Genomic DNA, 12458 nt, shown 5'->3' with positions numbered 1-12458 from the left:
ACGTTCTAAATAACATACGATTACCTCATTATCAAGATAATTTGTAAATTTGCCATAAACATTATTCATTATGAGATTTTTAAGAAATTTTCTTGTCTTAATTCTAGTTCTATTTACTAATCACGTAATTATAGCTCAATCGTCTAAAACCACTTTAAACGAACCCTCAGCCATAAAAGAACTACTAAATAAGAAGAAAAATACAAATACGTCAACAACCGTTAACGATAAATACAAAATTCAGATTTTTTATGGCAAAAACGCAGAAGCGAGAGCTGCCTTAAACAACTTTAGAAGACTTTATCCAGATGTTAATGCTACGATAATTTATACCAATCCTTCTTACAAAGTTTTAGTAGGAAATTATAAAACTAGACTAGAAGCAGAACGCAACCTGAGAGCTATTCAAAAAGACTTTGAACTCTCACTTTTATTGCGCCCAGGCAAATAAATCACATCATATAATACAAAGGGTTATTAGTTAAATCTAACAACCCTTTTTAATAAAAAGAAACATCCTTCTAAAAAAGAAAGCCCCAACATCACTGTTGAGGCTTTTTATTTATCTATGATTCTAAGTACACTTTAAGACTTAAAATCATTCCGTAATTTATCCAACTAAGTTAATAATCTTACCAGGAACAATAATTACTTTCTTAGGCTCTCTCCCCTGAAGTTGAGCTACTGTTCTTTCGTCTGATAAGATGATTGCTTTTATCTCTTCTTCTGATAAGTCTAATGGCAACTCAATCTTGAATCTCATCTTTCCATTAAACGACACAGGATACTCTTTTGCACTCTCTACTAAGTATAATGCATTGAATTCTGGAAACTCTGCATACGTTACAGATGTAGTATGTCCTAGCATAGACCATAACTCCTCAGCAATATGCGGAGCATAAGGAGAAACCACAATTGCTAATGGTTCTAAAATAGCTCTGTGATTACATTTTAGCTGTGACAATTCATTCACACAAATCATAAACTGTGAAACTGAAGTATTGAAAGAGAAGTTCTCTATATCCTCAGTTACCTTCTTGATTGTTTTGTGAAGTGATTTATACATCTCAGCTGTTGGTTCATCATTTGTCACGATCACACCATTATCATCAGCATATAATCTCCACAATTTCTTTAAGAAACCTGCTACACCAGAGATACCAGCAGTATTCCATGGTTTAGCTTGCTCTAATGGCCCTAAGAACATTTCGTACAGACGAAGTGTATCTGCTCCATATTCATCACAGATATCATCAGGATTCACTACGTTGAAGTAAGACTTAGACATCTTCTCTACTTCATGTCCTACGATATACTTACCACTCGCATTTAATATAAACTCTGCATTTGCATAATCAGGTCTCCACGCTTTAAATCCTTCTGTATCTAATTCTGATGAAGAATTAACCAATCCAACATAAGCATATAGCTGTTGAACCTTCTCATCCTTGATCATATCTTTAGAAATGAATTTATTCGTTCCCTCTATTCTATAAACAAAGGCAGAAGTACCTAAAATCATTCCTTGGTTAATCAATTTCTTGAAAGGCTCTTCTGTTGGAGCCACTCCCATATCTTTTAAGAATTTGTTCCAGAAACGGCTATATAGTAAGTGTCCTGTAGCATGCTCACTACCTCCTATATATAAATCTACATTTTGCCAATACGCTAATGCCTCTGGAGAAGCGATATCTTCTGTATTCTGAGGATCCATATAACGCATCCAGTACCAAGAAGAACCAGCCCACCCAGGCATTGTGTTTAACTCTAGAGGGAATACCGTTACCCCGTCTATCTTTTCATTTTCTACTACTTTATTATTGACAGTATCCCACGCCCATACAGCAGCATTACCTAAAGGTGGTTGACCATCTTCTGTTGGCAAATACTTCTCTACTTCAGGAAGAACGATTGGCAAATATCTTTTATCAATCATCTTAGGAAGGTTATTCACATAGTACACTGGGAATGGTTCACCCCAATAACGCTGACGTGAAAATACTGCATCGCGCAAACGGTAGTTTGTTTTCCCCTTTCCTTGTCCTATTTTCTCTAATGCTTCGATAGCCTTAAGAGTAGCTTCTTTAAACCCTAATCCATTTAAGAAATCAGACTCTACTAATAAGAAACCTTCTTTCTCTGCATACGCCTCTTCTGAGATATCTTGGTCAAAGATATTTTTGATTGTAATACCGAAGTGTTTTGCAAAAGCATAATCTCTTGTATCACCAGATGGAACAGCCATTACAGCTCCTGTACCATATCCAGCTAATACATAATCGCCTATCCAAATTTCGATAGGCTCTTTTGTGAAAGGATGCTCCGCATACGCTCCCGTAAATGCACCAGAGATAGTCTTCACATCAGCCATACGATCACGCTCACTTCTCTTAGAAGTAGCATCTATGTAAGCTTCTACAGCTTCTTTTTGTTCTGCTGTAGTAATCTTTCTTACTAAATCGTGCTCTGGAGCAAGAGTCATAAAACTCACCCCAAAGATAGTATCAGGTCTAGTAGTAAACACTTCTATTGTATCATCACTTTCTTTCAAGTTAAATACTACAGATGCTCCCACAGATTTCCCTATCCAGTTTCTTTGGCTCTCTTTAATACTTTCTGTCCAGTCGATATCTTCTAGCCCTTGAAGTAGACGTTCTGCATAAGCAGAAATACGCATACTCCATTGCTTCATTTTTTTTCTAACTACAGGATGCCCCCCTCTTTCAGACAGACCATCTTTAATCTCATCATTCGCTAATACCGTTCCTAAAGCAGGACACCAGTTTACTTCAGTTTCTGCTAAGTAAGTCATTCTGTATTTTAATAGAATTACCTCTTTCTCATCGGCTGATAACGCATTCCACTGAGCAGCGCTAAAGATCTCGATTGCATCATCAGACACAGCTTGTACATTTGCATTCCCCTCTTTTTCGAAGATAGCTACTAATGTATCTATAGATTCCGCTTTATCACTTACTTTATTATACCACGAATTGAACAATTGGATAAAGATCCATTGTGTGTGTTTATAATAATCCGCATTCGAAGTACGCACCTCTCTACTCCAGTCAAATGAAAAACCGATCTTATCTAACTGTTCTCTATAACGATCAATATTTACTTCTGTAGTCACAGCAGGGTGTTGTCCTGTCTGGATAGCATATTGCTCAGCTGGCAACCCGAAGCTATCATATCCTTGTGGATGAAGAACATTAAAACCTTTTTGACGTTTATAACGAGTAAAAATATCCGAAGCTATGTATCCGAGTGGGTGCCCCACATGTAATCCTGCTCCAGATGGGTAAGGGAACATATCTAATACGTAATACTTAGGCTTGTCAACATTATTCTCTGTTTTGAAAGTTTGGTTTTCTTTCCAAAATTTCTGCCATTTAGCTTCAATTTCGTTTGGATAATACTTCATACTATTATATATATCAATTTTTATACTTTGGTTAGTTCTTCGATCACACTATAATAACCTAGAAAACTAATCTTGAATCCTAAATAGACAAAACCATTTTTCTAACACCATTCTAAGTTTGACAAAAAAAACCGTCAATTCAGGCAAAAATAAACTATATTTATAACAATTAGAAAACTTTAATCGTTATTGTCTCAATAAAAACATTTTTGTTTGTTATTTTTACGCACTTAAAATTTGATATATGGCTAGCTCTTATGAAAAATATCAAAAGCGAAAACTAATTTCGTCTTATTTTTCAGTTATACTTAGTATTTTCTTGGTTCTATTCCTATTAGGATCGCTAAGTCTATTCGTTATTAATTCTAAAAAAATCTCTGACAACTTTAGAGAGAATATACCTATGACGATATTCTTTGAAAAGAACACTTCTAAAGCTGAATTAGAGAAATTTGGAAAGAAACTAGAAAAGCATACTTATATAAAGGAGCACCGCTTCGTATCTAAAGAAGATGCTGCTAAAGAGCACCAAGAGACATTAGGTGAAGATTTTGTAGATTACCTAGGGTTCAACCCATTACAAGACTCTTACGATATCCACTTAAAAGGAGAATATGTCGTTAATGACAGTATAGATATTATCCTTAAAGAATTCAATGCTAATACAGCGATAAGCGATATAAAATATGACAAACAGCTAGTAGATCTAGTCAATGAGAATGTAGATAAGATCACGAAGTGGGTGCTTATTATAGCAGCTTTTCTTACAGTTATCTCTATGTTATTAATCAATAGTTCTCTACGTCTATTAATTTTCTCTAGCCGTTTTACGATTAAGACGATGCAAATGGTAGGAGCGACAAAGCGCTTCATAAGACGCCCATTTATCAGACATAGTATGAAGCTTGGGCTAATAGGCTCTATACTAGCTATCATAGCTATCACAGCACTTACATTCTATGCAGACAGTAAGTTACCTGATCTAAATATCAACCCTAAAGAAGACTATATGCCTCTAGTGATCGTATCCTGTGGAATATTAATCTTAGGAGTGATCATCACTAGTATCAGTACATTCTTTGCAACACAAAGATTCTTAAACCTAAAATCAGACGAACTTTATTAAATATGAAAGATCAAGATCAAAACCAGAATGTACTTCTTTTCACGAAGAAGAACTATATTATACTACTGGTAAGTATAGCTTTAATTGCACTTAGTTTTTTCTTAATGGCTGGTGCTACTAACGATGTTCCTACAGAGTTTAATGAAGACATCTATAGCTTTAGACGTATTCACCTAGCTCCTACAGTATTCTTTATCGGGATAGGAGTAGCAGTTTATGCAATATTTAAAAAAGACAATAAATAATATAACTACATTAAATGGATTTAATACAAGCTATCCTCCTAGCCATAGTAGAGGGATTAACAGAGTATCTACCAGTATCTTCTACTGCACACATGATATTTGTAAGTTCTGCTTATGGTATTCAAGAAGACGAATTCGTAAAATTATTTCAAACAGCTATACAGTTCGGAGCTATCCTAGCCGTAGTGGCACTATACTGGAGAAAGTTCTTTGACTTTAGTAAACTGAACTTCTATAAAAAACTAGTCTTAGCAGTTATCCCTGCTCTAGTATTAGGAAAGCTATTTGACGAAGCTATTGACAAGGTATTAGGAGAGACTATCTATATCGCGATTATGTTGATTATTGGTGGTTTTGTATTAATCTTTATAGACAAATACTTTAAAAACCCTAAGACAGTACGCGAAGAAGACATTACTGTTAGACAAGCTGTTACTATTGGATTCTGGCAGTGTCTTGCGATGATGCCAGGTACGAGCCGTTCTGCTGCATCTATCATTGGAGGTATGCAACAAGGACTTTCTAGACAAGTAGCTGCAGAGTTCTCATTCTTCTTAGCTGTGCCTACCATGGCAGCTGTGACTGTGTACTCTATTGTACTAAAGAAATATGAATCAGGAAGAATCGGATATGAGATACTACTTGACAATCCTGAGAATATGAAGTTATTCTTACTAGGGAATGTACTAGCTTTTATCGTATCGATTATCGCTATTAAATTCTTTATCGGAATCATCAAAAAGTACGGTTTTAAACCTTGGGGATACTACAGAATTATAGCTGGAGCTATACTATTATTATACTTCGGATACCTTAAATAAGAATGATACAATACAATACAGAAGCCTTTCAGAGTGGGCAAATACTATTAATAGACAAACCACTGCACTGGTCATCATTTCAGGCAGTAAACAAAATTAAATGGCTATTAAAAAAGCACTTTGACTTAAAAAAGATTAAAGTAGGACATGCAGGAACTTTAGATCCCTTAGCCTCTGGACTTCTTATCATCTGTACAGGTAAAGCCACAAAACAAATCAGTGAATTACAGGGACAAATAAAAGAATATACAGGCACCATCACACTAGGAGGTACTACTCCATCTTATGACTTAGAGACAGAGATAAACCAGACCTTCCCTACAGATCATATTACAGAGGCTCTGCTAGAAGAAGCAAAACTATCTTTTATGGGAACTACAGAACAGCGTCCTCCTATCTTCTCTGCGCTTAAGAAAGATGGTAAACGTCTGTATGAGCACGCTCGTAAAGGAGAAGAAATAGAGATAGCAACTAGACCTATCACCATAGAAGAGTTTGAATTAACGAAGACAGCTCTTCCTAATGTTGATTTTAGAGTCGTGTGTTCTAAAGGAACTTATATCCGCTCTCTAGCTTATGACTTTGGAAACAAAGTAAACTCTGGAGCACACCTAAGCGCCCTACGCAGAACCAAAATCGGAGACTTCGATGTCATCAACGCAGTCACTCCAGAAGAGTTCGAAGAACAAGTATTAAAAGCAATCGCTGACAATATATAATCAAAAAGCTACAAGATATCTTGTAGCTTTTTTTGTATCGCATCCTTTACTCCTATTAGTATTCTAACTGAATAATAACTCATCTGTTACTAGCTTAATCTTTGGTTTATTTAACACCTCAACAGCCTTATTGACCTTAACTTGATCTTCTTTAGATAAAAACCTAGGAATAAGCACACTTATATCTATTTGCAAAACCCTGTTGATTATAATCAAATCCTTTAAAGTAAAAGGCTTTATACCATTCATTAATTCTGACATATGCGTCTTACTCTTATGCCCTAGAACAAAACCTAAATTCTCTTGTGTCAAATCTAATTCCTTTAGTTTTTTTCTAATCAATTGCTTTCTTTCCTCAAAAAACGCTCTCTCTACTTCAGCAATACGCTCTGCCTCATCACTCTCTCTCAATTTCTCTTCAGTCAAAGTATCTACGTCACTCCATTCTTCTTTCTCATAACCCTCTATCAGCGCTCTAAGCTCCATACGCAACTTCTTTAGCTTACTATTTTCTTTAGCTAATATATGTAGTTTCCTATCAGCGATCAATGCACGCTCATACTCTAGCTCACTTCTAATCAAGCCTGACTCAACCAATGCGTCTATATCAAAATATGCCTTCATCTATTCAATGTAATTATTATTCCTCAACCACTTCTCTATTGTCTTTTTATTATTTTTAAAGATACTTTCATACTCTTGATGAGCACCAACCCATAATATAGTCGCCTCCCCTTCCTCATCAAACTCAATCAACACAAGAGTTCTATGGATATGAATATTAAAGAAATAGAATCCTTCACTGTGTACACAATCCATATCTGCTCTCAGCATATACAGATCTTCTTTAGAAGAATCAAACCGTTCTAAGTCCTCCATTAATTTATCAATTGCAAGGCAAAGTAATTTATTTCCAATATTCTTCTTTTTTGCTTTAAGAAGTAATTTCTTACCGATTAGCCTCATAGTTAATGATTACAAAGATACATAAGTTCGGTTTATTACCGAACTAAAACAATTAATTATTTACTTAAAACACTAATATTAAGTATTTTACAACCAAATAATCTTATCAATAATCACACCATAAAATCGTCTTTCGGTGAAACTGTGAAATCGTTTAGCTTACTATCTCAATCATTAGTCTATCCTATCATTTAAGCACATGATGCCCGAAGGGCAAAACTGTAAACTGTAAACCAAAAAACTCACACTTTAAGTCCTCGATATTGGTTAGGTGTCATATCAGTATAGCGTTTAAAATAACGACAAAACAAGGTAGTCTCCTTAAAGCCCAATTCTTCAGATATCTCATTAATACTCATCCTAGAAGACTTCAACAAGGACTTCGCATATAATACAACAGCTTCACTTATCCAATAAAGAATAGAATGCCCTGTCTGCTTGCGAATAGTGGTTGTCAAATAAGCAGTCGAAATCCTTAATCTATCCGCATAAAAACTCACCGCCTTTTCGGTCTTATAGTGTTTATACAACAACACAAAGAAATCCTCTGTAATACATTCTGCACGACTACTACTTTTTCCTTTAGACTTCAAGGTTTTCATTAATTGACTAATCTGAATAATCAATGCGTAAAGCAGATGCTCTAACACATCATGCGGAGTAAAATTAACCGTGTCATAATAGCATTGACTGATCAGCTTATAAAGCCTCTTTACAACACTATAATTTGCTTCATTTAAAGTGATCACTGGAGATTTATACAGCTGTAAATCAATACTAAAATCGTGTATCAAAGCGAGTGGAGCCACAAAATCAAAAGTGAACATAATAGATCTCATCTTTAAATCTTCTGTAAAACTAATCGGCACCACTATAGCATTAGGAGGCAGTACGATTAGCATTCCTTTCTTTAGATGATATTCTCTCAAATTAATACTTACTTGTGCCTCACCAGCTGTCACTAACCCAATAACACAAGCATCTATACTATGAGGAATAAGCGCAAAATAGTCTTTTATATCTTCCTCTCCATTTGTTATAAAAACACCAGACACAGTTAGATCCGTATGATTCTTTATAATCGAATTAAAACTATATCTCTCTACTTTTTTCATCATACTCAAATATAAATTCCACAACTACAAGATAATAAATTGCACATTATTAACCGCTATATTGTGCATTCCTTTTCTAATTATCATCTTAATTTTGTCTTATAAATCATTTAAACATATAGCTATGAACAACTTAAAGAAAAGAGGAAGAGTTATCCAAAAACAAAGGATAAAAATCTATGAAATAGCAGATAATGTATTCGCTGCTATATCACCATACAGAGGAATAAGTTGGGCTAATGCTGGTTTCATTAACCGTGGAAAAGGTCTGGTATACGATACGTTCTTTGATCTATTTCATGCACAAGAAATGAAAGAGGCATATACTGAAGTAAGTAATAATAAAACTCCTGCTTATGTAGTAAACTCTCACTACAATAGCGATCATACATGGGGAAACAAGGTATTTGAAGACTCGTGTATCATTATGCATCACAACGCAGTACAAGAGCGTCTAACAGAGAATATCCAATGGATGGATGCTGTTATTAAACGTGGTAAAGACTCATTAGAGTCTACTATTGGTGAACGCTTCTTCGCTGCCGAATTTGAAGGTTTTGATTTAACAGGAGTTGAATGGATAAATCCAGACATACAAATAACTGACGACACAATTATCAACCTTGGTAACACTGAGTTACAATTACTAAATGTAGCTCCATCCCACTCTAATAGTGATGTACTATTATGGATGCCAAAGGAGAAAGTTCTCTTCGCAGGAGATGTGGTATTCAATGGCTGTTCTGCTTATAGTGAAAAAGGTATCTTAAATTGGGTAAAAGTATTAGATCGCATCATCAATGAGATAAAGCCCGAAATAGTAGTTCCTGGTCATGGCGCTATATGTGGTGTTGACTTTGTACAAGAACAATACAGTTATCTAATGAATATTCTAGATACCATAGATAAACACTACACAGAAAATATTGATGCTCTGACTATGTCTAAACTAATCGACATCACTCCTTTTACACATTGGATACAACCAGAGCGTATCTATGCTAGTGTAGATGCTATCTTAAAAGGCAAACGCAATCAATCTGCAATACCTAACTGGAATGAAATACCAGAAAAACTGAAACTAATGCAAGCATATCAAAAAGAAAAATATGGAGACAGCTTAATAAACTGGAATCCTAAGTCTACATGGGAACGCGAGTATTATGAGATATAAACAATTAGCAATGCTTGACTAATTAATTACGAATTTCAAATTACGAATGACGTGTTGTTGGGGCTACCCTTGTGGCAGCTCTTTCTAATTAAGAATGTTTGACTGCGCCAATATAAACACATTGTGAGACTCCCCTAAACATCAAAGTAGAAACGCATTATTATGCGTGTCACATAATACCATCATCTGGAATTATCTAATAAATAACAAAGAGCTGTGAGGCTGTTAATTATACACTCTCACAGCTTCTTCTTTTTCCATATCACTTATAAGATACTGTTATCTTTCCTGTCAAATACATACTATGCCAAGTAGCAAAAATCAGTTCGTAAGCACTCTCCTTATTGATATAGTTTATTTCAACCTTATAAAATGAATTTTCAAATTGTATCTTATCTACCCATCTTTTACATACTTCCTCAATAAACTGTATAATATAAATCTCCCTATCACATACAATGCATTGAACTGTCAACATCTGTTCCTTATTTGATAGTATTGATCTAAACTTCAAATCATCAAGTTTCTTAATACCAGCTAATCCATACTCAAAATACATTATAAAACCTTCTATATTCTCCTCATCATATGGTCTACAAGTCGATGGCAAACCAGTAAAGAACGAATCAAAATCCCAATAATTAAAATCTTCTCTTAGAATCCTAGTAATTCTTCCATTCCCTACTACTTTACTTCCTTCTCTTACCTCAAATAGTTTTCCCACATAAAATTGTCCGACATGAAAGAGAGGGCTTAGCGTTTTAAGTCTAACAATAACTGTATCTCCAAGTTCACATACATCTTTATCTATAAATTCTTGTAATGCATTTCACTCTTTTAAATCATACTTCTACCTTCATACTAACACAATAAAATCTTGGCACTAAATTATATGACTATAATAACTAGTCCTAAAAAACTATACAAAACATCTTCTAGTTTTTTAATTTCATATCATTTATTATAATAACCTATTCTATACCACCTGAATTACCACATCCTATTCCAAATCGAACTATCATTCTGAGCCTGCGAAGAATCTCATGTTATACAGAAATACTACTGATATGCTTCTCAAATCCTCCGACCTCGATGTCATTTAGCTTGCACTTTCTAGGGGTTTGCTAGGAGTATCCTTGGAGTTTACTTGCCTAGAAGGCTGTTTTGTCGAAGGAAGGTGCAAGAATACCTCAAGCAATGTGCTAGGACAGTAAAGTAAAATAGAAAAATCAGCTAGTAATAATCATAATAAGACCTTTACTGAAAGAAAAGAAGCACAGGAAATTTGGAGACTGAAAAAAAGAACTAGCACCTGAGCTCATCCGTCAAGTCAAAAAGAAGATTATAAAAGAAATAAAGTCAAGAGAATATTCTTCTAGAGATAATACGTATGAAAGTATTATTTATGGAGCACGATCTGTATTAGAAGTACTGAAGGCTGAAGAGGAACAGAGAGAATAAGAAAAAGGAAAAAAACTATTGATTTTATCTCCAATGTATACATTGGAACAATACTATAACTAAATCATCTAGGAGCCTACTCCTCTCTTTTAAAAGCAAGTTGATAGACATTACCATTCGTATCCATACCTAAGAGTCCTCCCTCTTGAGAGCGCTCTATCTCTATGTAGAACCTAACACCAAGAGTATCATTCGCTATATACCCTGCACCGACATCTCCCTTTAGTTTTACTTCACCAGTATAATGTCCTCCATCACGATCCATGCCTTCTACAAAGAAAAAAGACAATTCACTTTCTTTCTCTTGATGTATATATTCGATTTTATCTAACTCCTTGTTGTCTTCTACTACTTTAAGGTCTTCTTTACCCCCTTTGCACCCCAATAAAATAGAAAGCCCTAGTAAGGATAAAAAACACTTTTTACTATTTACAATCAACAACATAACATTTTTTTCTTAGTACGAAAATAGTCATACTAATATGTATCCTCCACTACAAATAAGTAAAGCATGACTTTTTATGAGTAAGCCACATATTATAGACCAAAACGATTTGAAAATCACTAATGTTCCTCCTATCTTTGCCTGAAACCAAAATAAACAATAGCTATAGCGTACTAAGTAATTCTATTTCAAAGCTTATTCTTGACTTCTAATACACTATTAGAAATACAGAAATAACTACTTTAGACTTATACACTATCATTCATATTAATCTTTGTACCTGCTAGTGTATTTTTGGGGTAAAAACACAACTTATGCGTAATATACTTTTTCTATTTATCTTAATTACACAACTGTCTTGGGGACAAAAGACAGAATTGAAAGAAGGAGACCTTATCTTCCAAAACATTAATTGTGGACCGCTATGTGATGCTATTAATGAAGTGACTTATGGTTATAATGATTTAAACTTTAATCATATGGGAATGGTAATCGAACACGAGGGTAGCCTACAAGTCATAGAAGCGACTTGGCCTGAAGTATGCATTACACCTATGGAAGACTTCTTAAACAAAACAAAGGAGCCTATGTATGTAGGTCGTCTAAAAGGAAAACTAACTAAACTAATCCCTGCTGCAAAGGAATTTGCTATAAAACAAGTAGGTGTTCCTTATGATGTAAATTATCTATATGCTAATGGCAAGTACTATTGTTCAGAGCTTATCTATGAAGCATTTAAAGATTCTAATAAAAATAAAAGTTTCTTCTACTTATACCCAATGACGTATAAGTCAAAATACACTAAAGAAACATTCCCTGTTTGGGCAGAGTATTTTGAAAAACTAGGACAGACTATACCAGAAGGAGCACCTGGTTGTAATCCAGCTGGAATATCATTAGACCCTAGATTAAACATCATAGGACCTATCGTGAGATAATTATACACACTGTATTGACAACAT

13 protein-coding genes are annotated in these 12458 nt (G+C 34.6%); 7 read left to right on the top strand and 6 right to left on the bottom strand.

All coding sequences use genetic code 11. The features are described 5' to 3' along the window. The first annotated feature begins 70 nt into the window (after nt 1-70). Nucleotides 71-451, top strand: coding sequence for an SPOR domain-containing protein (locus MPR_RS02590; protein WP_041888871.1), 381 nt, complete (start codon nt 71-73; stop codon nt 449-451). A gap of 159 nt (nt 452-610) precedes the next feature. On the opposite strand, the gene leuS is transcribed toward MPR_RS02590, so the two are convergent. After that, nucleotides 611-3424 carry a leucine--tRNA ligase gene (gene leuS / locus MPR_RS02585; RefSeq protein ID WP_041888870.1) on the bottom strand — a complete coding sequence of 938 codons (2814 nt, stop codon included), beginning with the start codon at nt 3422-3424 and terminating at the stop codon, nt 611-613. Nucleotides 3425-3668: 244 nt separating this feature from the next. On the opposite strand from leuS, the gene MPR_RS02580 reads away from it, so the two are divergent. Genes MPR_RS02580 through truB form a run of 4 tightly spaced genes read left to right on the top strand, consistent with a single transcriptional unit; the run spans nt 3669 to nt 6335 of the window. Beyond that, nucleotides 3669-4550 carry a cell division protein FtsX gene (locus MPR_RS02580; RefSeq protein ID WP_041888869.1) on the top strand — a complete coding sequence of 294 codons (882 nt, stop codon included), beginning with the start codon at nt 3669-3671 and terminating at the stop codon, nt 4548-4550. Nucleotides 4551-4552: 2 nt separating this feature from the next. After that, nucleotides 4553-4795: a DUF3098 domain-containing protein gene (locus tag MPR_RS02575; protein WP_006257370.1), complete on the top strand. Its 243-nt coding sequence runs from the start codon at nt 4553-4555 to the stop codon at nt 4793-4795. Nucleotides 4796-4809: 14 nt separating this feature from the next. After that, the gene (locus MPR_RS02570; protein WP_041888867.1) at nt 4810-5616 is read left to right on the top strand and encodes an undecaprenyl-diphosphate phosphatase; all 807 of its coding nucleotides are present in this window, start codon (nt 4810-4812) and stop codon (nt 5614-5616) included. Nucleotides 5617-5618: 2 nt separating this feature from the next. Beyond that, nucleotides 5619-6335: a tRNA pseudouridine(55) synthase TruB gene (gene truB / locus MPR_RS02565; protein WP_041888865.1), complete on the top strand. Its 717-nt coding sequence runs from the start codon at nt 5619-5621 to the stop codon at nt 6333-6335. Between the two features lie 63 nt (nt 6336-6398). On the opposite strand, the gene MPR_RS02560 is transcribed toward truB, so the two are convergent. The 3 genes from MPR_RS02560 to MPR_RS02550 all read right to left on the bottom strand — a co-directional run bounded on the left by MPR_RS02560 (nt 6399) and on the right by MPR_RS02550 (nt 8419). After that, nucleotides 6399-6959, bottom strand: coding sequence for a helix-turn-helix domain-containing protein (locus tag MPR_RS02560; RefSeq protein ID WP_041888862.1), 561 nt, complete (start codon nt 6957-6959; stop codon nt 6399-6401). Then, the gene (locus MPR_RS02555) at nt 6960-7301 is read right to left on the bottom strand and encodes a type II toxin-antitoxin system HigB family toxin (protein WP_041888860.1); all 342 of its coding nucleotides are present in this window, start codon (nt 7299-7301) and stop codon (nt 6960-6962) included. It abuts the gene before it with no gap. A gap of 242 nt (nt 7302-7543) precedes the next feature. Further along, a complete protein-coding gene (locus MPR_RS02550) occupies nt 7544-8419 on the bottom strand; it encodes an AraC family transcriptional regulator (protein WP_235280513.1) in 876 nt (291 codons plus the stop codon). A 121-nt stretch (nt 8420-8540) separates the two neighbouring features. Between MPR_RS02550 and MPR_RS02545 the strand changes: the two genes are divergently transcribed. Further along, nucleotides 8541-9590 (top strand): MBL fold metallo-hydrolase, encoded by a 1050-nt coding sequence (locus tag MPR_RS02545; RefSeq protein ID WP_041888858.1) that lies wholly within the window; start codon nt 8541-8543, stop codon nt 9588-9590. Between the two features lie 262 nt (nt 9591-9852). On the opposite strand, the gene MPR_RS02540 is transcribed toward MPR_RS02545, so the two are convergent. After that, complete coding sequence (locus MPR_RS02540) at nt 9853-10314, bottom strand: hypothetical protein (protein ID WP_041888856.1); 462 nt, start codon at nt 10312-10314, stop codon at nt 9853-9855. A gap of 813 nt (nt 10315-11127) precedes the next feature. Continuing rightward, nucleotides 11128-11496 carry a hypothetical protein gene (locus MPR_RS02535; RefSeq protein WP_041888853.1) on the bottom strand — a complete coding sequence of 123 codons (369 nt, stop codon included), beginning with the start codon at nt 11494-11496 and terminating at the stop codon, nt 11128-11130. Nucleotides 11497-11810: 314 nt separating this feature from the next. On the opposite strand from MPR_RS02535, the gene MPR_RS02530 reads away from it, so the two are divergent. Beyond that, nucleotides 11811-12434: a YiiX/YebB-like N1pC/P60 family cysteine hydrolase gene (locus tag MPR_RS02530; protein ID WP_041888852.1), complete on the top strand. Its 624-nt coding sequence runs from the start codon at nt 11811-11813 to the stop codon at nt 12432-12434. The last annotated feature ends 24 nt before the right edge of the window (nt 12435-12458 follow it).

It is taken from the genome of Myroides profundi (assembly GCF_000833025.1).
Classification (GTDB): domain Bacteria; phylum Bacteroidota; class Bacteroidia; order Flavobacteriales; family Flavobacteriaceae; genus Flavobacterium; species Flavobacterium profundi_A.
Note: the sequence above shows the minus strand (reverse complement) of the source record. Positions and strands in the feature narration are given on the sequence as shown.

Bases quoted from the DNA above. Each gene is read 5' to 3' on its own strand.
- MPR_RS02590 (WP_041888871.1), top strand. From the start codon at position 71: ATGAGATTTTTAAGAAATTTTCTTGTCTTAATTCTAGTTCTATTTACT.
- leuS (WP_041888870.1), bottom strand. From the start codon at position 3,424: ATGAAGTATTATCCAAACGAAATTGAAGCTAAATGGCAGAAATTTTGG.
- MPR_RS02580 (WP_041888869.1), top strand. From the start codon at position 3,669: ATGGCTAGCTCTTATGAAAAATATCAAAAGCGAAAACTAATTTCGTCT.
- MPR_RS02575 (WP_006257370.1), top strand. From the start codon at position 4,553: ATGAAAGATCAAGATCAAAACCAGAATGTACTTCTTTTCACGAAGAAG.
- MPR_RS02570 (WP_041888867.1), top strand. From the start codon at position 4,810: ATGGATTTAATACAAGCTATCCTCCTAGCCATAGTAGAGGGATTAACA.
- truB (WP_041888865.1), top strand. From the start codon at position 5,619: ATGATACAATACAATACAGAAGCCTTTCAGAGTGGGCAAATACTATTA.
- MPR_RS02560 (WP_041888862.1), bottom strand. From the start codon at position 6,959: ATGAAGGCATATTTTGATATAGACGCATTGGTTGAGTCAGGCTTGATT.
- MPR_RS02555 (WP_041888860.1), bottom strand. From the start codon at position 7,301: ATGAGGCTAATCGGTAAGAAATTACTTCTTAAAGCAAAAAAGAAGAAT.
- MPR_RS02550 (WP_235280513.1), bottom strand. From the start codon at position 8,419: ATGATGAAAAAAGTAGAGAGATATAGTTTTAATTCGATTATAAAGAAT.
- MPR_RS02545 (WP_041888858.1), top strand. From the start codon at position 8,541: ATGAACAACTTAAAGAAAAGAGGAAGAGTTATCCAAAAACAAAGGATA.
- MPR_RS02535 (WP_041888853.1), bottom strand. From the start codon at position 11,496: ATGTTGTTGATTGTAAATAGTAAAAAGTGTTTTTTATCCTTACTAGGG.
- MPR_RS02530 (WP_041888852.1), top strand. From the start codon at position 11,811: ATGCGTAATATACTTTTTCTATTTATCTTAATTACACAACTGTCTTGG.